We start from the raw sequence: 19,636 nt of genomic DNA, 5'->3' as shown, positions 1-19,636 counted from the left end.
GGGCGGCGGGGGCCGCGCGCGCCCCCGCGGCCGTCGACGACGGCCGGGCCGCCGCGCTGCTCGACCGGTGGGTCGCGGTCAGCCGGGCGGCTGCCGGCCGCTGGTGAACGGCCCCGCTGCCCCCCACCCCTCGCAGGCTCGGGGCGGGACCCGGGACGGGGCCGTGCAGCGGGCCGTCAGCCGCTGGGTTCGAGGCCGAGGGAGAAGGCCGCCTCGAGGTCGTGCCGGGAGTAGGCGCGGAAGGCGATGTGCGTGTCGGTGTCGAGCACGCCGGGCACCTTGTTGATCCGGCCGGCGATCACCTCGGCGATCTGCTCGAACTCACGGACCCGCACGACCGCGACGAGGTCGGCGTCGCCGGCGACGGAGTAGACCTCGCTGACCCCCTCGAGGTCGGCGATCGCCTGCGCCACCTCGCCGATCGCGTCGGTGGCCGCGTCGATCATCACGATGGCGGTGATCACGCCCGGGATGCTAGCGGCGCCGCGTCGGGACCGCCGGTCCCCACCGTGCTCGAGGTGAGCCGCTCGGGCCGGGACCGGGTCCCGAGCTGCCGGCCGTCGGCGAACGGGTCGCGCAGCGCCCGGCCGGCCTCCACCCGCGCGAGGAAGCCGCTCAGGCTCCCGGTGCCCGGCGCTGCGCAGGCCAGCGTGCCGTGCACCTCGACCAGCCGGCTGCCCGGCTTCTCCATCCACCGCAGCACCAGCTCGGTCTCGTCGACCGAGGCGGCCAGCTCGCCGTCCGGCCCGGTGGGTGTCTCGGCGGTGGCGCGCAGGCCGGCCAGCGCGTCGCGGACCGAGGCCCCGCGGGCGGCACCGCCCGCCGCCACCAGCCGGCCGCGCCGCACGACCGACAGGTGCCACCCGCCGTCGCCGTCGGGCCGGGCCAGCACCAGCTCGGGGACCGCGGCGAGCGACTCCAGCCGCTGCCGGCGGCGGACGGCACGCACCAGGACGGCGACCCGGTCCCGCAGCACCGCGGCGTCCTCGAACCGCTCCTCGGCGGCCAGCCGGTCGACGCGGTCGAGCAGCGGGGCGACCAGCGCGTGCGGGTCGCCGGCCACCGCGGCGCGCAGCACGGCGGCGATCTCGGCGTACTCCTCGACCGACTGCGCGCCGGTGCACGGGGCGCCGCAGCGGCCCATGCCCGCCAGCGCGCAGGCGGCGGTCAGCACCCGCGGCGAGATCCGGGACGTGCACTGCCGCAGCGGCAGCGACTCGTGGATGGCCGCGGCGGCCGCGTCGACCGCCCGCCGGTCGGCGAACGGGCCGAGGAAGACGCCGGCCTCCGGGCGCACCCGCCGCACCGCCGACAGGCGCGGGAAGGGCTCCTCGGTCAGCCGCAGCCACAGCGCGCGCTCGGGGAAGCGCGAGCGGCGGTTGTAGCGCGGCTTGTGCTCGGCGATCAGGCGCAGCTCCCGGACGGCGGCCTCGAGGTCGTGGGCGCAGGGCAGGGCGTCGACCCGCTGCGCCAGCCCGACCATCTCGGTCATCCGGCTGCGCTGCTCGCTGGAGGAGAAGTAGCTGCGCACCCGGGTGCGCAGGTCGTTGGACGTGCCGACGTAGAGGGGCTCGTCGCGGGGGCCGCGGAAGACGTAGACGCCGGGACCGGAGGGCACGTGCTCGGCGAGGTGCCGCTTGCGGCGGCGCTCGGGGTCGACCTGGCGGGTCAGGCCGGTCAGCTCCTCGAGCGACGTGACCCCCAGGGGGCCGAGCCGTTCGAACAGGCCGTGGAGGACGTCGACGGTCGCGCGGGCGTCGTCCAGCGCCCGGTGGCACGGCGAGCTGGTGGCGGCGAAGAACGGTGCCAGGGTGGCCAGCTTGCAGTTGGGCACCTCGTCGCGGGAGAGCAGCCGGCGGGCGAGGACGGCGGTGTCCACCGACGCGGCCGCGGGCCAGGCGATGCCGCTCTGCGCGCAGGCGGCCCGCAGGAAGCCGAGGTCGAACGGCGCGTTGTGGGCCACCAGCACCGCGCCGCGGGCGAACTCCAGGAAGGCCGGCAGCACCGAGCCGATCCGCGGGGCGGTGGCCACCATCGCGGTGGTGATCCCGGTCAGCACGCTGATGTAGGACGGCACCTCGCAGCCCGGGTCGACCAGCGTCTGGAACTCCCCGAGCACCTCCCCGCCGCGCACCTTCACCGCGCCGATCTCGGTGATGGCGCAGTCCTTGGGCGAGCCGCCGGTCGTCTCCAGGTCGACGACGACGAACGTGACCCCGGCCAGCGGCGTCCCCAGCTCGTCGATCGTGCCCTGGTGGTGCAGGGGGAGCTCCCGGCCGAGGTGGGCGGAGGCCTGCGCGTGACGGGGCAGCCGGGACCCGGTGCCGCCGGGACGGGCGCTGGGAAGAGGCACGGCGGGACGGTAGGCCGGGGGTCGGACAGTCCGGGGGACGCACGCCCGGGGACCGTGGCTCGCCCGGCCGGAGGAGAGGGTGCGCGGACCTGTGGCGGGAGCCCGGGGCGGTGCGGCACGCTTCCGCTCCGGGCCACGGTGGTCCCGTCGTGTCGAGGTGGTCCCATGCGCTCCCGCTCCCGGCCGGCCGCCCCCGGGCGGGCGGCGGCGCTGGCGCTCGCGGGCGCGGCGGCACTGCTGCTGGCCGTGCCCACGGCGGGCCCGGCCGCGGCGGCGCCCAGCGACCAGCCCGGCGGCACGAGCAGGGTGCTCGACAGCGAGGCGCTCGACCGGCTGCAGCAGCGTGCCGCCGAGGTCCAGGCCGACCTCCAGCGGCGCCAGGCCGAGGTGGCCGTGGCCCGCCAGGCGCTCACCGACGCCGAGGCCGAGGTCGCCGCCGCGCGGACCGCGGTGGACGACGCCGAGGGGGAGCTGGCCCGCTACCGGACGGTGGTCGCGCAGTACGCCGCGGCGGCCTACCGGGACGGCGGCGCGCTCACCCCCCTCACCGTCCTGCTCGCCGGCGGGGACCCCGGTGACGTCGTCGCGGCGCTGGGCTACCTCGAGGCGGTCGACGCGCACACCGCCGAGGTGGTGGGCGAGGCCGAGCGGCAGCGGCAGGCGGCGCTGGCCCAGCGGGGAGCCGCCGACGCAGCGCTGGACCAGGCGCGGGGCCGGGCCGACGAGCTGGCCGGGGAGGTGGCCGACCTGGAGGCGAGCGCGGCCGCGGTCACCGCGGAGCTCGACGCCGCGCTGGCCGACGTCGACCGGCAGCTGGCCCAGCTGCAGCGGGAGCAGGTCGACGTCGACGTGCAGACGGCGGCCAACTGGCGGGCCCACCTCGACCGGCTGGGCGCGGCAGGGGTGCAGCCGCCGCCGGCGGCGGCCCTGCTCGACCCGGTGGCCGGCCTGCCGGCCGGGCTGGCGCCGGTCGGCGCGGCCGACGGGGGCGCCCAGCCGGGTGCCGCGCAGCTGCCCCGCCAGCCGACGTCGCTGCTCGTGCTGCCCGCGGAGACGGTCACGGCGGTCACCGCGGCGATGGACGCCCTGGGCAGGCCCTACGCCCCGGGGACGGCCGGCCCGGACTCCTGGGACTGCGGCTCGCTGGTCTCCTCGGTCTACGGCGCCGCCGGTGTCGACCTGCCCGACGACCAGGCCGGGCTCTACGCCGTCACCACGCCGGTCGACCTCGCCGACGTCCTGCCCGGGGACCTGGTCTTCCTCGGCACGCCGGAGGCCGGTCTGGGCCACGTCGGCATCGCCCTGGACCGGCAGACGATGCTGGCCGCCGACGGCCGGGCCGGAGCGGTCGTCGTCCGGCGGTTGCCCGCCGACCAGGTGCTGCACGTCGGCCGGCCGAGCCTGGGGCCGCGGCCGGAGCAGCCGGCGCCCGGGCCGACCGGGGGCGCACTGCCGGTCGAGTGCGGCAACCCCGTGTACCCGCCGAGCTCCGCCGGCGGCCGTTCCTGGGGCGGCTATCCCAACGGCCTGATCCCGCCGAGCGCGCTGTGCCCGCTGGGCGTGGCCGGCCACGCGCTGCGCTGCGACGCGGCCGCGGCGTGGCGGGCGATGAGCGAGGCGTTCGCCGACGCCTTCGGCGAGCCGGTCTGCATCACCGACTCCTACCGCACCTACGCCGGCCAGGTGCGCCTCTACGGCGAGAAGCCGGCGCTCGCGGCGGTCCCCGGGACCAGCAACCACGGCTGGGGCCTGGCGGTGGACCTGTGCGGCGGCATCGAGACCTTCGGCACCCCGCAGTACGCCTGGATGGTCGCCAACGCCGGCCGCTTCGGCTGGCTGCACCCGACGTGGGCCGACCCGGGCAACGGCCGCGAGGAGCCCTGGCACTGGGAGTACGCGGGCGGCTGAGCCGGGACTGTCGGTGGTCGTCCCTAACGTGCGCGACAACCGACAGGGAGACCGTCCCGACCGCGGCCCGGCAGCGGGCGGCGCGGCCGGGACACCGGAGGGACACGGCCATGCTCATCGACTGCGACACGTGCACCGCGCGCGGTGCCGGCTGCGCCGACTGCGTCGTCACCGCCCTGCTGGGCGCACCGCCGGGGGAGCGGCACACCGAGCCCGTGCTGCTGCCGGTGCCCCCCGTCCCGGCGGCCCGCACGACCGACGACGTCGTCCTCCCGCGACCCGGTGTGGTGGTGGAGTTCGACGACGTCGAGCGGCGCGCCGTCCGGGCCCTCGCCGAGGGCGGCCTGGTGCCGCCGCTGCGCCACCGGCCCTCGACGGCCGGGCGGGACGAGTCGCGCGGCGGGCGTCCGGCGGGGCGTCGCCGCACCGGCTGAGCCGGGCAGGACGGGGACACACCGTGCGCCGCTGTGGACATCTCGCCACGCCCCGGAGTGTCGGGATCGTCCACCGTGCGTCTTCCCACAGTTCCCGGGACCCCCGTTTGTCACAACTGCATCACGTCCGTACTGTGGCCGCCGTTCGGCCGGGTGGTCGTCACCCGATGCGAGGTGGCCTCGGCCGGACACCGCCGAGTCACCGGACGCCGCCCCTGGGCGGGCGCGAGGTGAGCCGGGGACCCACCGCAGCACTGGGGTGAGTTCTCGTGTGCGCCGGAGCTCCTCCGGCGCACGGAGATAGGGCACGTCTTCCCAGCCCGAACCCGTCAGCTAACTCGGTAGGCGGTTGCTGAGGAAGAACGGAGAGCCGCCGCCCGTGGCGACCCCCCGCCCTGCCCTGGGGCATGCGCGCGCACAGTCCACCGCCCGCCGTACCGCCGGTCCCGTCGCCGGCCCGCACCGCCGCCCCCCGCTGCTCCGCCGTCTCGGCCGGGTCGCGCTCGTGGGCGCCACCGCCAGCCTGGTGCTGGCCCTGCTGCCCGGTACCGCGACGGCCGACCCCGAGCAGGCCACCAGTCCCGAGCAGGCCGCCCAGCTCGCCGCCGATGCCGGTCACCGGCTCGAGGTCGTCGCCGAGCAGGTCAACGAGGCCCGCGAGGTGCTCGCCCAGCAGCGGACCGCCGTCGGCGACGCCGACCGGGCGGCCGCCGACGCGCGGGCCGAGCTCGACGCGCTCGACGGGCAGATCCGGCAGGTGGCCCGCACCGCCTACACCGGCGGCGACACCATGCCCGAGCTGGACCTGCTGATGACCAGCGACTCCGCCGAGGACTTCGTCAGCCGGCTGGCCGTGCTCGACCAGATCGCCGGCCACACCACCGACGTCATGGCCGAGGTCGGTGAGGCCGCCGCCGCGGCCACGCAGGCGCGGGCCGACGCCGAGGCCGCCGAGGCCGACGCGCAGCGCACCCTGGAGGACCTGAGCGCCCAGGAGGCGCGGCTCCAGGACGACATCGCCGACTACCAGGAGCAGGTCGCCGCGCTGACCGCCGCCCAGCAGGAGGCGGCGGCAGCCGCGCAGCGGGCCCTGGCCGCGCAGCAGTCCGGCGGCACGGTCGGCCAGAGCGCCCCGGCCCCGGCGGCCCCGGCCGCTCCCGCCGCCCCCGCGGCTCCGGCAGCTCCCGCCGCCCCCGCGGCTCCGGCTGCCCCCGCCGCGGCTCCGGCCGGTGGAGGGAGCACCGCGGCCCAGGGGGCGGTGCAGACGGCGCTGGCGCAGGTCGGCGACGCCTACGTCTGGGGCGCCGGCGGTCCGGACGCCTTCGACTGCTCCGGCCTGACGCAGTACGCCTACGCCGCGGCGGGGGTCAGCCTCCCGCACTCCAGCCGCATGCAGTCGCAGATGGGCACCGCCGTCTCGCGGTCGCAGCTGCAGCCGGGTGACCTGATCTTCTACTACAGCCCGGTCAGCCACGTGTCGATGTACATCGGCAACGGTCAGATGGTGCACGCCTCGACCTCCAGCGAGCCGGTGAAGGCCGTGTCGGTCGACTCCATGGGCGGCATCACCGCCATCCGCCGCGTCGTCTGAACACCCCTCTGCCCCCCTCGACAACGCTCAGGGCGGGGCCGGGCGCGAGGGCCGGCGACCCACCCGGGTCGCCGGCCCTCGCCCCGTCCGGAACGGGGTGGGACCGGAGCCCGGACGACGCCGCCTAGGATCGGCCGGGTGAGCCCTCGCCGGGCCGCCCTGCTGGTCGCGGCCGTGCTCGGTGCCGCGCTCGTGGTCCTCATCGCCGTCCGCACGCCGTGGACCCTGCTGCCCGCGCCGCCCGGTGGCACCACGCCGGTCAGCGCCGACGCGGGGCTGCCGGCCGAGGCCCTCCGGCGGGCCGAGGCCCTCGCCGCCGACATCCGCCCCGCCTCGCTGGCGGGCCTGCTGCTCGGGCTGACCGTCTCCGCCCTGCTGGGTCTCACCCGGCTGGGCAGCCGGCTGGTGACCGCGGTCGCGCGCCCCCTCGGCGGGCGCTGGGTCTGGCAGGTGCTGCTCGGCACGGTCGCCCTGGTCGTGATCGGCCGGCTGGCCACGCTGCCGGTGTCGGCCTACGGCGAGGTGGTGCGGCACCGCTACGGCCTGTCCACCCGCTCGTGGCCGCTGTGGCTGCGCGACGTCGCCGTCTCCACGGCCATCGACGCCGGCCTCACCGCGCTCGGCCTGCTCGTGCTGGTCGCACTGGCCCGGCGGGCGCCGGGCGCCTGGTGGGCGTGGGCGGCGGCCGGGGCGGCCGGGCTCGTGGTGGCGGGCTCCTTCCTCTACCCGGTGGTCATCGAGCCGGCGTTCAACAGCTTCCAGCCGCTGCCGGCCGGGCAGCTGCGCAGCGACCTGCTGGAGCTGGCCGAGGAGAGCGGCACCCCGGTCGACGACGTGCTGGTCGCCGACGCCTCCCGGCGGACGACGTCGCTCAACGCCTACGTCTCCGGCTTCGGCTCCACCCGCCGCGTCGTCCTGTACGACACGCTGCTCGCCGACGTCCCCGACGCCGAGGTCGAGTCGATCGTCGCGCACGAGCTGGGCCACGTGGCCACCGACGACGTCCTCACCGGCACGCTGCTCGGCGCGCTCGGGGCGGCCGGCGCGGTGGCCCTGCTCGGCTGGCTGCTCACCTGGTCGCCGCTGCTGCGACGGGCGGGGGCGGACTCCCCGGGCGACCCGCGCGTGGTCCCGCTGGTCCTGCTGCTCGTCGCCCTGGGCTCGCTGGTGGGCACGCCGGTGCAGAACCTGGTCTCCCGGCACGTGGAGGCGCGCGCCGACCTGCACGCCCTCGACCTCACCGGGGACGCCGCCGCGTTCATCGAGATGCAGCGCAGGCTGGCCGAGACCAACGTGTCCGACCCGAGCCCACCGGCGCCGTGGCAGTGGTTCTTCGGCTCGCACCCGACGGCGGCGCAGCGGATCGCGCTCGCCGAGGACTGGCTGCGGCTGGACGACCGGTGAGCGCCCGGCGGACCCTCGTCGTCACCAACGACTTCCCGCCCCGGCAGGGCGGCATCCAGACCTTCGTCGCCGCGCTGCTCGCCCGTCGTCCGCCGGGATCGCTGGTCGTGCTGGCCTCCCGCTCGCCCGGCTGGGAGGCCCACGACGCCGCGCTGCCGTACGAGGTGGTCCGCCACCCCACCGGGATGCTGCTGCCCACTCCAGGGGTGGCACGCGCGGCGGCCGCCCTGGCCCGGCGGCACGGCTGCCACACCGCGTTCTTCGGCGCCGCGGCCCCCCTGGGCCTGCTCGCGCCGGCGCTCCGCGAGGCCGGGGTGCGCCACCTGGTCGGCGCCACGCACGGCCACGAGACCGGCTGGGTCGCGCTGCCCGGCGCGCGGCAGGTGGTGCGGCGCATCGCCGGCGGGCTGGACGTGCTGACCTACATCAGCGACTACACGCGCAGCCGCCTGGAGCCGGCGCTCGGCGGGCGGGTGCGGCTGGCCCAGCTCTCGCCGGGGGTCGACGTCGACCGGTTCACCCCCGCCGCCGACGGGACGGCGGTGCGCCGGCGGCACGGGCTGGGGGAGGGGCCGGTCGTGGTCTGCGTGTCCCGGCTGGTGGCCCGCAAGGGGCAGGACGTGCTGGTCGCGGCCTGGCCGGCGGTGCTCGCCCGGCACCCCGGCGCGCGGCTGCTGCTGGTCGGCGGTGGTCCCGACGAGGCGCGGCTGCGGCGGGTGGTGGCCGGCCGCGGGCTGGCCGGCTCCGTGGTCCTCACCGGCCCGGTCGCGCCCGCGCACCTGCCGGAGCACTACGCCACGGGCGACGTCTTCGCGATGCCCTGCCGCACGCGGCGCGGCGGCCTGGACGTCGAGGGGCTGGGGATGGTCTACCTGGAGGCCGCCGCGTGCGGGCTGCCGGTCGTCGGCGGCACGTCGGGCGGGGCGCCGGAGGCGGTGCGCGACGGCGAGACCGGGACCGTCGTCCGCGAGCCCCGCTCTCCGGAGGCGGTGGCCGCCGCGGTCACCGCGCTGCTCGACGACCCGGCGCGGGCGCGGGCGATGGGTGCCGCCGGGCGGGCGTGGGTGGAGCAGCGCTGGTCGTGGACGACGATCGCGGCCACCTTCGCCGGGCTGCTGGAGCCTGCACGGCACTGAGCCCCCTCCCGCGGTGGGAGGGGGCTCGGAGCGGCCCCGTCCAGAGGCTCGCCCCGAGCTCGCGAGGCCTGAGGAGGACGGGGTCCTTCGATCACCGGGCGTACAGGGCCTCGACCTCGGTGTCGAACTCCTTCACCACCACGGCGCGCTTGAGCTTCAGGCTCGGCGTCAGCATCCCGTTGGCCTCGGTGAAGTCGGTGTCCAGCACCCGGAACCTCTTGATCGCCTCCGCCTGCGAGACGGCCTTGTTGGCCTCGGCCACCGCGGCGTCGAGCTCGGCGAGCACGTCGGGGTCGTCGCGCAGCTGCCCGGCGGTGAGGCCGGTGTCCTTGCCCTTGGACTCCAGCCACTGCGGGAGGGCCTCCTCGTCGAGGGTGACCAGGGCGGCGATGAAGGGCCGCTGGTCGCCGACGACGATGCACTGGCTGACCAGCCGGTGCGCGCGCAGCCGGTCCTCGAGGACGGCGGGGGCGACGTTCTTGCCGCCGGCGGTCACCAGGATCTCCTTCTTGCGCCCGGTGATCGTGACGAAGCCGTCGGTGTCGATCTCGCCGATGTCGCCGGTGTGGAACCAGCCCTCGCCGTCGATGGCCTCGGCGGTGGCCTGCTCGTTCCTCCAGTAGCCGCGCATGACCACGCCGCCGCGGAGCAGGATCTCGCCGTCCTCGGCGATCCGGGCGCCGACGCCGGGCAACGGCCGGCCGACGGTGCCGATGCGCAGCGCGGCGTCGTGGTTGACCGACGCGGCCGCCGTCGTCTCGGTCAGCCCGTAGCCCTCGAAGACGGTGACGCCGATGCCGCGGAAGAAGTGGCCCAGCCGCTCGCCCAGCGGGGCGCCGCCGGAGATCGCGCCGAGGCAGCGGCCGCCGAGCGCGGCGCGGAGCTTGCCGTAGACGAGCCGGTCGAACAGGGCGTGCTGGACGCGCAGCAGCAGGCCGGGGCCGCGGGTGTCCTGGGCGCGGGACCAGGCGATGGCCACCTGCGCGGCCCGGTCGAAGACCCTGCCCTTGCCGCCGGCGTCGGCCTTGGCCTTCGCGGAGTTGTAGACCTTCTCGAACACCCGCGGGACGGCGAGGACGAACGTCGGCCGGAAGCCACCGAGGTCCTCGAGCAGGTTCTTCACGTCGGGGGTGTGGCCGATGACCGTGCGGGTCTTGACCGCGCCGACCTGCATGACGCGGGCGAGCACGTGCGCCAGCGGGATGAACAGCAGCAGCGAGCCCTGCACGTTCATGAACCGGTCGAGCAGGGCCATCCCGTTGCCGACCTCGAACAGGAAGTTCCCGTGGGTCAGCTCGCAGCCCTTGGGCCGGCCGGTGGTGCCGCTGGTGTAGATCAGCGTGGCCAGGCTGTCGGCGCCCAGCGTCGCCCGTCGGGCCTCCAGCTCGCTGTCGGGGACGTCGGCGCCGGCGGCGGTGAGCGTGCCGACGGCGTCGTCCTCGATGACGTACAGGGGGCCGAGGTCGGGGGCCTGGTCGCGCACCGAGTCGACGGCGGCGGCGTGCTCGGCCCGCTCGACGATGGCCGCGGTGGCGCCCGAGTCGGCGAGGATCCAGGCCACCTGGTCGGGGCTGGAGGTCTCGTACACCGGGACGGTGACCGCGCCGGCGGTCCAGATGGCGAAGTCGAGGACGGTCCACTCGTAGCGGGTCCTGGCCTGCAGGGCGACCCGGTCACCGGCCTGCACGCCGGCCGCGACCAGTCCCTTGGCGACGCCGGCGACCTGCTCGCCGAACTCCCGCCAGGTGACGTCCTCCCACCGGCCGTCTCGCTGGATGCGCAGGCCCACCTCGTCGCCGTGCTCGGCGACGTTCTCGGCCAGCATGTCGGTGAGCGCCTCCTGCGGGCCCACCTCGGTCGTCGCGGGGACGCTGAACTCGCGCACGCCTCGTCCTTCCTCCCCGCTCGTCCGGGGGCGCCGGTGCCCTCGGTCCGGAGCGGGACACGTCCCGCCGAATCTACCGGCAGCTCCCTACCGGCGAGTAGCCACCGGATGGGCTGGACCTGCGGCCGGAACGGCAGCGGTTAGCCTCTCCGCATGGCCGAGCAGTCCACCCAGTCGATCGTCGTGAGGGCTCCGGCGACCGACGTGATGACGGTGATCGCCGACTTCGCGGCCTATCCGCAGTGGGTGCAGGCGGCCAAGACCGTCGAGGTGCTCGAGAGCGGCCCCGACGGGCGGGCCCGGCGGGTGCGCTTCGTCATCGACGCCACCGTCCTCGCCGACGACTACGTCCTCGACTACGCGTGGGACGACGACCGGCAGGTCTCCTGGACCCTGGTCAGCAGCAGGATCATGAAGCGCCAGGACGGCTCCTACACGCTGCGCGAGACCGACGGCGGCACCGAGGTGACCTACCGGCTGACCGTGGACACGGCGATCCCGATGCTCGGGATGCTGAAGCGCCGGGCGGAGAAGGTCGTCCTCGACACCGCGCTACGGGAGCTCAAGAAGCGCGTCGAGGGCTGACCCGGCCGTGCCGACCCTGCTGTTCACCGGTCCCGGCGGAGCCGGCACCACCACCCTCGCCGCGGCCGCCGCCGTGCGCGCCGCCCGCGCCGGGCGCCGCACGGTGCTCGTCACCCGCCAGGACCCGCCCCCTGGAGCGGCCACCGAACCGGGCCTCGACGTCGTCCGGGCGGAGCCGCGGGCCGAGCTCGAGTCGCTGTGGGCCGGCTGGGCCGCCGAGCTCACCGCCACCGTCCCCGACCTCGCCCTGCCGCCGGCCACGTCGGTGGTGCCGGTGCCCGGGGTCGGCGAGCTCGCGGTGCTCGCCGCCCTCGGACGGGTGGCCGGTGACCGCAGCGGCGCTCCCGCCGACCTGGTCGTCCTCGACGCCGGACCGCTGGAGACGGCGGCCGGGCTGCTCGCGCTGCCCGGCACGCTGCGCTGGTGGCTGGACCAGGCGGTGCCCACCCGGGTGCGGGTGCTGGCCGCGGTCCGTGCCGCCGCCGTCCGCACGGGCACGCTGCGCCGCGGCGCGGCCGACCTCGCCCTCGGCGCGCTCCCCGCGCTGGAGGCGCTCCTGGACGGGGCGACCCTGACCGACCCGGCGCGGACCGCCGTCTGGTTCGTGGCGCCGCCGCGGCCCGGCGCCGTCGCGGGCCTGCACGCCGCGACGACGGCGCTGGCGGTGCACGGGCAGCGCCCGGTCGGCGTGCTCGCGCGCGTGCTGCCCGGGGGCGGCACGGGTGCGTGGTGGGCCGCACGGGCCACCGAGCAGGAGGCGGCGCTCGACGCGCTGGCCGGCGTCGCCCCGGTGCGGACGGTCGCCGAGTCGGCACGCGCCCCCGAGGACGCCGACGCGCTCGCCGCGCTGCTGACCGACCTGCCCGGACCGGCCGGCGGCGCCGTCGTCCCCGCGCCCGAGCGCGTCGACGGCGGGTGGCGGCTGACGCTGCCGCTGCCCTTCGCCGAGCGGTCGGGGGTGGCGCTGACCCGCTGGGAGGACGACCTGGTGGTGACCGCGGCCGGCACGCGCCGGTCGATCCGCCTGGACCCGCTGCTGCGCCGGTGCGTGGTGACCGAGGGCAGCCTCGTCGACGCGGGCACCGCCGCGGCGCGGCTCGAGGTGGGGTTCGCGGCGGACCCGCAGCTGTGGCCGGCCGACCTGCTGGCGGCCGAGGGGAGGACGCGGTGAGCGAGGGAGCCGACTGGCTCGACCAGGCGCGGCGGGTGGTCGCCGGCCTGGGGCAGACCTGGAGCGAGGCGTGGACCGAGGTCCGCGACCAGGCGGGAGGCGAGGGCGGCGCCGGCGACCACGTGCCCGGCGGCGACTGCCGCTGGTGCCCGGTGTGCCAGCTGGCCGCCGTCGCGCGCCGGCCGGAGGTGGCCGCGGCGCTGGCCGACGCCCTCACCACCGCCGCCGCCGCGCTGCGCGCCGTCGCGGACGAGACGCCGCCCGTCGCGGACCCCGCCGCGCCGGGGCCGGCCGACGACGGTGCCGCGCCTGCACCGGCGCCGGCACCGGTGCAGCACATCGAGATCGGCTGAGTGGCCATCGCGAGCGACCCCGCCGGGCTGCCCGCCCTGGGGGTCGACGTCGGCGGCACGAAGGTGGCCGCCGGTGTCGTCGCACCCGACGGCACGGTGCTCGAGACGGCCCGGCGGTCGACGCCCACCGCCTCGGTCGGCGAGACCGAGGCCGCCGTCGCCGAGGTGGTCGAGGAGCTCGCCGGCCGGCACGGCGGGCCGCTGGCCGCTGTGGGTGTGGGCGCGGCCGGGTGGTTCGACCGCGCCGGTGACGTCGTGCTGTTCAGCCCGCACCTCGCCTGGCGGCACAGCTCGCTCCGTCGGGACCTGGCCGTCCGGCTGCAGCGGCCGGTGTGGGTGGGCAACGACGCCGACGCCGCCGCGTGGGCCGAGTACCGCTTCGGCGCCGCCCGCGGGGCCGAGCTCGCCCTCTGCATCACGCTCGGCACCGGGATCGGCGGCGGCATCGTCGCCGACGGGCGGCTGCAGCGGGGCGCGCACGGTGTCGCGGGGGAGTGGGGCCACATGCGCGTGGTGCCCGACGGCCGGCTGTGCCCGTGCGGCAACCGCGGTTGCTGGGAGCAGTACGCCAGCGGCAGCGCGCTGGCCACCACCGCCCGTCAGGTGGCCACCCGCTCGCCGGCCGCGGCGGCCCGGCTGCTCGACCGGGTGCACGGGGACGCCGCGCGGCTGAGCGGCGAGGACGTCGCCCGGGCCGCCGCGGAGGGGGATCCGGTGGCGCTGAGCCTGGTGAGCGACGTCGGCGAGTGGCTCGGTCAGGGCATCGCCGACCTGGCCGCGGTCCTCGACCCCGACGTCGTGGTCATCGGCGGCGGGGTCAGCGTGCTGGGGGAGATGGTGCTGCGGCCCGCGCGCGAGCGGCTCGACCGGGCGCTGCCCGGCCGCGGCTTCCGCCCGGGCCCGCGCGTGGTGGGCGCCGCACTGGGCGCGCAGGCCGGTCTGGTCGGTGCGGCCGACCTCGCCCGCCGGGTGGCCCCTGACCCTCGGCCCTCCCCGGGCGTGCCCTGAGCTCGCAAGGGGTGGGGAAGGTCCTCCTTCAGACGACGGCGCCGTCGTCGCCGTCGTCGGTGGAGCGCTCGCGCATCCGCGAGAGGAACAGCCCCGCGCTGCCCACGAGGGCGGCGACGCCGAGCACCAGGCCGGTGTCGGTGGCCAGGCCGAGCACGCCCGGCGCGCCGACCAGCACCGCGCCGGCGGCCGCGAGCAGGACCGCGTACAGCGTCGAGGGGGAGGGCAGCGGCACCGGCGGTGCCGGCGGGGGCTCGTAGTGCTCCTCGGCCAGCGGCTCCTCCTGGGGCACCACCGCGGCCGCGGGCGGGGTGGGCGTCTCGACGGCGGTGCGCCCGTGCTCGGCCTCGTACGCCGCCACGATGCGCGCCCACTCGGCGTCCTCGTCGAGGTCGCGCCGGACCGGCCGCCGCTCGGCCGCCGGGCCACGCACCGCCGGGGCAGGGGCGTGCTCGTCGCCGTGCCGGTCGACCAGCGTGCGGCCCTCGCCCAGCCGCGCCCGGTCGACGAACAGGCGGTCGGCCGGCGGGCTGGGGAAGGTGACCGTGCGGGTGTAGGGCTCGACGTCGGCGGCCGGCTCCAGGTAGGCGGCTATCCCGGCCTCGCGCAGCACGTCGAGCAGGTGCTCACCGACCCGCGGGTCCACGTCGCGCAGCGGCGCCCACAGCGCGGCGTCCAGGCCGTTGTCGCGGCGGCCCCGGCCGCGCCGTGGGCCGGTCACGGACGCGTCCCGGCGGCGGGCGCCCGCCGCCCGGTCGGCCGGTCTCCAGCCACGGTGGTCCTCCTCGGCGTCCGGCGGCGGTGCCGCCCGGCGGGCTGGGGGACGCGCGCGGGCGGCGCGCGTCCGGGGGCCGATTGTCGGCGGGGCACCCGGCTCCCTAGTCTGGCATTTCCCCAGGGAGGCGTGTTGTTCTACTGGTTCCTGAAGTTCGTGGCGATCGGCCCGGTCGCGAAGCTGGTCTTCCGCCCCCGGGTGGAGGGTCGCGAGCACGTGCCTGCGGGCGGTGCGGCGATCCTCGCGAGCAACCACCTGTCGGCGGCCGACTGGATCTTCATGCCGCTGTCGCTGCGGCGCCGGGTCACCTTCCTCGCCAAGGCCGAGTACTTCACCGGCACCGGTCTCAAGGGCCGCCTGCGGCGGGCCTTCTTCTCCGCCGCCGGGCAGGTGCCGATCGATCGCTCCAGCGCCACCGCCGCCGAGGGCGCCATCCGCACCGGCATCGAGATGCTGCACCAGGGCCGCCTGCTCGGCATCTACCCCGAGGGCACCCGCTCACCCGACGGCCGACTGTTCCGCGGCAAGACCGGCGTGGCCCGCACGGCGCTGGAGACCGGCGCTCCCGTCGTCCCGGTGGCGATGACCTACACGCCCCGGCGCGGACCCCTCGGGCGCCGGCTGTTCCGGGTGTCGGTGCGCTTCGGCGAGCCCCTCGACTTCTCCCGCTACGAGGGCCTGGCCGGGGACCGCTTCGTCGAGCGGTCGATCACCGACGAGATCATGTACGAGATCATGACGCTGTCGGGCCAGGAGTACGTCGACGTCTACGGCGCGACGGTCAAGAAGGCCATGGACGCCACCGGCGCCAGCGCCGCCGACGTCGTCGGCCGCCTGCAGCCACCGGCCGACGAGGCCGGCGACCGGGCACCGGAGACCCTCGCCGGCTGAGGAAGGACCCCTCTGCCCCCCACCGCTCGCACGCTCGCGGCGGGACCCTGCAGAGGGGCCACCTACGGTGGGCCGCGTGCGGCGGTACTTCTACGACACCGAGTTCATCGAGGACGGCACGACGATCGACCTCGTCTCCATCGGCGTCGTCGACGAGACCGGTCGTGAGTTCTACGCGGTGAGCACCGAGTTCGACGAGCGGCGGGCCATCCCGTGGGTGCGCCGCAACGTGCTCGACCAGCTGCCGCCGCCGGCCGACCGTGCCTGGCGCAGCCGGCAGCGCATCCGCGACGACCTGCTGGCCTTCCTCACCGGCCCGGGTGAGGAGATGGAGCTCTGGGCGTGGTTCGCCGCCTACGACCACGTGGCGCTGTGCCAGCTGTGGGGGCCGATGACGGCGCTGCCGCGGGCGGTGCCCCGGCTCACCCGGGAGCTGCGCCAGCGGTGGGACGACGTCGGCCGGCCCGAGCTCCCGCCCAAGCCGGCCGGCACGCACGACGCCCTGGTCGACGCCCGGTACAACCTCGCCCGCTGGAGGGTGATGGAGGCCGCCCGCGACCGCTGAGGCAGCGGTCCCGGGCGGCCTCCGCGGCCCTCACACGGTGAAGACGCCCACCAGCCGGGTCAGCTCCTGGGAGAGGCCGTCGAGCTCGACCGCGGCGGTGCGTGCCCGGTCGACGTCCTCGGCGCTGTCACGGGCGTCGGCGCTGACCGTGGTGAGGGTCGTGGACACCGAGCCGGCGCCGTCGGCGGCCGCGGCGACGCTGCGGGTCAGCTCCCGGGTGGTCGCCGTCTGCTCCTCCACCGCGCTGGCGATGGTCAGCTGGTGGTCGTTCATCGCGCGGACCACCTCGGCGATGCGGGTGATCGAGCCGACGGCGGCCCCGGTGTCGGCCTGGATCGCCTCGACGCGGCGGGTGATGTCGTCGCTGGCGCGGGCGGCCTCCTGGGCCAGCTCCTTGACCTCGTTGGCCACCACCGCAAAGCCCTTGCCGGCCTCCCCGGCACGGGCGGCCTCGATGGTGGCGTTGAGCGCGAGCAGGTTCGTCTGCTCGGCGACCGCGGCGATGACGCGGACGACCTCCCCGATCTCGGCCGAGCTGGTGCCCAGCGTGGCGATCGTCGACTCGGTCTGCCGGGCCAGCTCCGCGGCCTGCCGGCCCACCTCGGCGGCCTCGGCGGCGCTGCGGGCGATGTCGGAGATCGACAGGCCCATCTCCTCCGCGCCGGCGGCGGCCGAGGACACGCCCGCGCTGATGTCGCTGGCCGCGGCGTGCGCGGACTCGGCCTGGTCGCGGCTGCGCGCGGCCCGGCCGGCCAGCCCGTCGGCCACCCCGGCCACGCCCGAGGCCGAGTCGGCCACCTGGCGGGCGCAGCGGCCGATGTCGCGGACGGTGCCGGCCACCTTGTCGACGAAGCGGTTGAACGCCGCCGACAGCTGGCCCACCTCGTCGTCGGTGGTGACCTCCATGCGCTGGGTCAGGTCACCCTCGCCGTCGGCGATCTCGGCCATCCGCGCGCGCAGCTGGTGCAGCGGGGCGGTCAGCCGCCGGCCGACCTGCCATGCCAGCACTCCGCCGAGCAGGGCGACGACGACCGCGGCCACGATCAGGGCGGTGACCATCGCGCCGCGGCCGGCGTCGAGCTGATCGACCGGGCCGGTGAAGTCGGCGTCGCGGGCGACGGTGACCAGCACCCAGTCCCAGGGCGCGTAGTAGGTGACCCGTGCGGTGCTCGGCCCGCTCTCGGGGTCGTCGAAGTGCACGGTGGCCTGCTCGCCGTCCGCCAGCGCCACGGCGGCGTCCACGATCTCCTGGACGTAGGTCCTCCCGTCGGCGTCGGTGGCGTCGACGACCTGCTCGCCGTCGCGCGTGCCGCCGGGGCTGACCAGCACCGTGCCGCGCCGGTCACCGGTGCCGCCGAGGACCTCGACGTGCCCGTTCTCGCCGACCTGGGTGGCCTCCAGGCTCTCCCGCAGTGCCGGCAGGTTCTGCTGCTTCTCGCCGACGTAGAGCATGCCGATCACCTGGCCGCCGCCGCCGAGGAGCGGGGTGTAGGCGCTGACGTACCACGAGTCGACGACGAAGGCGTTGCCGCGGTAGGTCTGGCCGGACAGCACGGTCGACACGACCGGGTTGGGCTGGCCGTCGGGGTTGGTGCCGGGGATGTAGGTGCCGATGGCGCGGGTACCGGTGGCGCCGGTGACGTTGGTGGCCACGCGCAGCATGTCGCCCGAGGGCGTCCGCTGGAAGATCGTCGCGGTGCCGCCGACCAGCGCCTTGACCTGGTCGACGAGGCCCGTGGGCACCGCCGGGTCGGTGTTCTGGCCGAGCCAGGTGCCGCCGACGGTGACCCGCGGCAGGTCGATCGGCGTGACCTCGCCGCTGAGTTGGTTCTTCGCCTCCCAGTGCACGAGGCCGCCGGGACCACCGACGGCCAGGCCGCCGGAGCTGGCCAGGACGTGCAGCGCGACGGCGAGGTCGCTGTCGACCTGCGCCGCGGTGGAGGCGCCCTGGGTGGCGACGACGTCGTGCACCCCGGCCGCGGTGCGCGCCACGCTCTGCTCGACCAGCGCGGTCACCGAGTCGTGCGTCTGGTCGGCGAAGCGGGCGCTCTGCCAGGCGCTCACCCCGGCCATCGCGGTGCCGGTCACGGCGACGCTGGCGACCGCCAGCGCGACCACCTTGGTCCGGACGCCCCAGTGCCGGAGTCCGAGCTGTCGCATGTCCCTGTCCCTTCCTGGGCAGGCCGGGTCCCCCCGGCGGCAGAGGCGGTCTCGGCAGGACCGGCCGGATCTGTACCGGAAAGGCAGCTGTGCTCAGGCGGGCGCGCCGAGCACCGCCTGGGTCGCGGTGACCGAGGCGACCGGCCGGCCGTCGTCGTCGGTGACCTCGACCAGCACGACGACGGTCGAGCGGCCGACGTGCAGCGGCCGGGCGGTGGCGTGCGCCGTCCCGCCCCGGACGGCGCGCAGCAGCGACGTCGAGGAGGCCAGCGTCGACGTCGAGGCCCCGGGCGGCAGGTTCAGGAAGGCGCACACGGCGCCGACGGTGTCGGTCAGCGTCATGAGCGCGCCGCCGTGCAGCACCCCGCCGGCGGTGCACCGCCCGGGCGCCCAGGGCAGCCGGCCGGTCACCTCGCCGGGGGCGGCGCGGTCGAGCTCGACGCCGGTGGCGACGGCGAACGGCATGAGGGCCAGCAGCGCGGCGGGGTCGGCGGTCACCCGGCGATCGTGCCGTCCTCAGCGGACCAGCGGTGCCCAGTCCTCCGGGTGCGCCCGGAGGTGCTCGGCCACCGTGCGGGCGGGGTGACCGGTCAGGCGTGGGACGACGTCGCTGACGGCCGCCATCTCGCCGGCGGCGATGGCCAGGTAGCTGGTCACCCAGCCCTCGATCTCCCAGTCGGGGTGGCCGGACGGGCGGCGGGTGGCCCACGCCTCCTCGACGGTCTGCGGCCGGTACTCGGCGGGCAGCCCGGTGACCTCGGCGAGGACGGCGGCGGCCTCGGCCAGCGTCAGCGCCGCGGGGCCGGTGACGTCGAGCGCGCGGCCGTCGAGGTCGCCGGAGTCGTCGAGCAGCACCGCGGCCCCGACGTCGGCCAGGTCGTCGCGGGACACGAAGGCCGCCCGCCCGTCCCCGGCGGGTGCCGCGATGACCGCGCGCCCGTCCTCGACGGTGGCGAAGAACGGCACGAAGTCGGCGTACATGCCGTGCCGCAGCGCGGTCCACCGGGCGCCGGTGGCCGCGATCGCCTCCTCGGTGACCGCGTGGTGGCGGGCGAGGGTGAACACGGCGTCGTCCGCGGCGCCGGCGAAGGACGTGTAGACGATCCGCGACACCCCGGCGTCCGCGGCGGCGGCCACGGCGGCGAGGTGCTGCTGCACACGGTCCTCGGCCTCGGCCGCGGAGACGAGGTAGAGCGTGTGCACGCCGTCCAGCGCCGCGGCGAGGCCGGCCCGGTCGCGGTAGCCGCCGGGGTTCTCGACGACCTCCGAGCCGGGCAGGAACCGGGCGCGGCCGGCGTCCCGCACCACGAGTCGCAGGTCGACGTCGGCACCGGCACCGGCCACCCGCTCGGCGACCCGGCGGCCGAGCACGCCGGTGGCTCCCGTGACGGCGATCACCCTGCGCATGCGACGTGGG

General features: G+C 77.0%; 18 protein-coding genes and 1 riboswitch. Of the genes, 11 read left to right on the top strand and 7 right to left on the bottom strand.

Features of this window, described 5'->3' with window-relative positions; all coding sequences use genetic code 11:
• Positions 1–176 precede the first annotated feature (176 nt).
• The gene (locus ABQ292_RS15355) at positions 177–464 is read right to left on the bottom strand and encodes an Lrp/AsnC family transcriptional regulator (RefSeq protein ID WP_369207876.1); all 288 of its coding nucleotides are present in this window, start codon (positions 462–464) and stop codon (positions 177–179) included.
• A complete protein-coding gene (locus ABQ292_RS15350) occupies positions 461–2,353 on the bottom strand; it encodes a DEDD exonuclease domain-containing protein (RefSeq protein ID WP_369207874.1) in 1,893 nt (630 codons plus the stop codon). The genes ABQ292_RS15355 and ABQ292_RS15350 overlap by 4 nt, the downstream gene beginning before the upstream one ends.
• Before the next feature lie 165 nt (positions 2,354–2,518).
• Here ABQ292_RS15350 and ABQ292_RS15345 point away from each other — a divergent pair, with 165 nt between their 5' ends.
• The 5 genes from ABQ292_RS15345 (at position 2,519) to ABQ292_RS15325 (ending at position 8,826) form a co-directional block, all read left to right on the top strand.
• Positions 2,519–4,261: an NlpC/P60 family protein gene (locus ABQ292_RS15345; RefSeq protein ID WP_369207872.1), complete on the top strand. Its 1,743-nt coding sequence runs from the start codon at positions 2,519–2,521 to the stop codon at positions 4,259–4,261.
• Between the two features lie 110 nt (positions 4,262–4,371).
• Positions 4,372–4,695: a hypothetical protein gene (locus tag ABQ292_RS15340; RefSeq protein WP_369207870.1), complete on the top strand. Its 324-nt coding sequence runs from the start codon at positions 4,372–4,374 to the stop codon at positions 4,693–4,695.
• A 182-nt stretch (positions 4,696–4,877) separates the two neighbouring features.
• Positions 4,878–5,058, top strand: a riboswitch (cyclic di-AMP (ydaO/yuaA leader).
• Positions 5,059–5,200: 142 nt separating this feature from the next.
• Positions 5,201–6,286: a C40 family peptidase gene (locus ABQ292_RS15335; protein WP_369207868.1), complete on the top strand. Its 1,086-nt coding sequence runs from the start codon at positions 5,201–5,203 to the stop codon at positions 6,284–6,286.
• Between the two features lie 138 nt (positions 6,287–6,424).
• Complete coding sequence (locus ABQ292_RS15330; protein ID WP_369207866.1) at positions 6,425–7,690, top strand: M48 family metalloprotease; 1,266 nt, start codon at positions 6,425–6,427, stop codon at positions 7,688–7,690.
• Positions 7,687–8,826 (top strand): glycosyltransferase family 4 protein, encoded by a 1,140-nt coding sequence (locus tag ABQ292_RS15325; RefSeq protein ID WP_369207864.1) that lies wholly within the window; start codon positions 7,687–7,689, stop codon positions 8,824–8,826. The genes ABQ292_RS15330 and ABQ292_RS15325 overlap by 4 nt, the downstream gene beginning before the upstream one ends.
• A 91-nt stretch (positions 8,827–8,917) precedes the next feature.
• On the opposite strand, the gene ABQ292_RS15320 is transcribed toward ABQ292_RS15325, so the two are convergent.
• Positions 8,918–10,711: an AMP-dependent synthetase/ligase gene (locus ABQ292_RS15320; RefSeq protein ID WP_369207862.1), complete on the bottom strand. Its 1,794-nt coding sequence runs from the start codon at positions 10,709–10,711 to the stop codon at positions 8,918–8,920.
• Between the two features lie 153 nt (positions 10,712–10,864).
• Between ABQ292_RS15320 and ABQ292_RS15315 the strand changes: the two genes are divergently transcribed.
• From ABQ292_RS15315 to ABQ292_RS15300, 4 genes are read left to right on the top strand one after another with little or no spacing between them, the layout of a single operon-like run.
• Positions 10,865–11,296 (top strand): SRPBCC family protein, encoded by a 432-nt coding sequence (locus tag ABQ292_RS15315; protein WP_369207860.1) that lies wholly within the window; start codon positions 10,865–10,867, stop codon positions 11,294–11,296.
• Between the two features lie 7 nt (positions 11,297–11,303).
• Positions 11,304–12,467, top strand: coding sequence for an ArsA family ATPase (locus ABQ292_RS15310; RefSeq protein ID WP_369207858.1), 1,164 nt, complete (start codon positions 11,304–11,306; stop codon positions 12,465–12,467).
• Positions 12,464–12,820 carry a hypothetical protein gene (locus tag ABQ292_RS15305; RefSeq protein WP_369207856.1) on the top strand — a complete coding sequence of 119 codons (357 nt, stop codon included), beginning with the start codon at positions 12,464–12,466 and terminating at the stop codon, positions 12,818–12,820. Before ABQ292_RS15310 ends, ABQ292_RS15305 begins: the two co-directional genes overlap by 4 nt.
• Entirely contained in the window at positions 12,821–13,828 is a 1,008-nt protein-coding gene (locus ABQ292_RS15300) for an ROK family glucokinase (RefSeq protein ID WP_369207854.1), read from the top strand.
• Positions 13,829–13,856: 28 nt separating this feature from the next.
• Here the strand turns inward: ABQ292_RS15300 and ABQ292_RS15295 are convergent, their stop codons facing one another.
• Positions 13,857–14,549 carry a hypothetical protein gene (locus ABQ292_RS15295; RefSeq protein ID WP_369207852.1) on the bottom strand — a complete coding sequence of 231 codons (693 nt, stop codon included), beginning with the start codon at positions 14,547–14,549 and terminating at the stop codon, positions 13,857–13,859.
• Between the two features lie 183 nt (positions 14,550–14,732).
• Here ABQ292_RS15295 and ABQ292_RS15290 point away from each other — a divergent pair, with 183 nt between their 5' ends.
• Both ABQ292_RS15290 and ABQ292_RS15285 read left to right on the top strand, forming a co-directional pair.
• Positions 14,733–15,494 carry a lysophospholipid acyltransferase family protein gene (locus tag ABQ292_RS15290; RefSeq protein ID WP_369207850.1) on the top strand — a complete coding sequence of 254 codons (762 nt, stop codon included), beginning with the start codon at positions 14,733–14,735 and terminating at the stop codon, positions 15,492–15,494.
• Positions 15,495–15,570: 76 nt separating this feature from the next.
• Positions 15,571–16,059 carry a polyadenylate-specific 3'-exoribonuclease AS gene (locus ABQ292_RS15285; RefSeq protein WP_369207848.1) on the top strand — a complete coding sequence of 163 codons (489 nt, stop codon included), beginning with the start codon at positions 15,571–15,573 and terminating at the stop codon, positions 16,057–16,059.
• A gap of 30 nt (positions 16,060–16,089) precedes the next feature.
• Here ABQ292_RS15285 and ABQ292_RS15280 read toward each other — a convergent pair whose 3' ends face one another.
• The 3 genes from ABQ292_RS15280 to ABQ292_RS15270 form a co-directional block, all read right to left on the bottom strand.
• A complete protein-coding gene (locus ABQ292_RS15280) occupies positions 16,090–18,219 on the bottom strand; it encodes a methyl-accepting chemotaxis protein (RefSeq protein WP_369207846.1) in 2,130 nt (709 codons plus the stop codon).
• Between the two features lie 93 nt (positions 18,220–18,312).
• The gene (locus ABQ292_RS15275; protein ID WP_369207844.1) at positions 18,313–18,717 is read right to left on the bottom strand and encodes a PaaI family thioesterase; all 405 of its coding nucleotides are present in this window, start codon (positions 18,715–18,717) and stop codon (positions 18,313–18,315) included.
• Positions 18,718–18,735: 18 nt separating this feature from the next.
• Entirely contained in the window at positions 18,736–19,626 is an 891-nt protein-coding gene (locus ABQ292_RS15270; RefSeq protein ID WP_369207842.1) for an NmrA family NAD(P)-binding protein, read from the bottom strand.
• Positions 19,627–19,636: the final 10 nt, after the last annotated feature.

Source organism: Geodermatophilus maliterrae (genome assembly GCF_041018925.1).
Lineage (GTDB): Bacteria > Actinomycetota > Actinomycetes > Mycobacteriales > Geodermatophilaceae > Geodermatophilus > Geodermatophilus maliterrae.
This window is presented reverse-complemented; position numbering and strand designations above follow the sequence as displayed.

Bases quoted from the DNA above. Each gene is read 5' to 3' on its own strand.
- ABQ292_RS15340 (WP_369207870.1), top strand. From the start codon at position 4,372: ATGCTCATCGACTGCGACACGTGCACCGCGCGCGGTGCCGGCTGCGCC.
- ABQ292_RS15280 (WP_369207846.1), bottom strand. From the start codon at position 18,219: ATGCGACAGCTCGGACTCCGGCACTGGGGCGTCCGGACCAAGGTGGTC.
- ABQ292_RS15345 (WP_369207872.1), top strand. From the start codon at position 2,519: ATGCGCTCCCGCTCCCGGCCGGCCGCCCCCGGGCGGGCGGCGGCGCTG.
- ABQ292_RS15270 (WP_369207842.1), bottom strand. From the start codon at position 19,626: ATGCGCAGGGTGATCGCCGTCACGGGAGCCACCGGCGTGCTCGGCCGC.
- ABQ292_RS15315 (WP_369207860.1), top strand. From the start codon at position 10,865: ATGGCCGAGCAGTCCACCCAGTCGATCGTCGTGAGGGCTCCGGCGACC.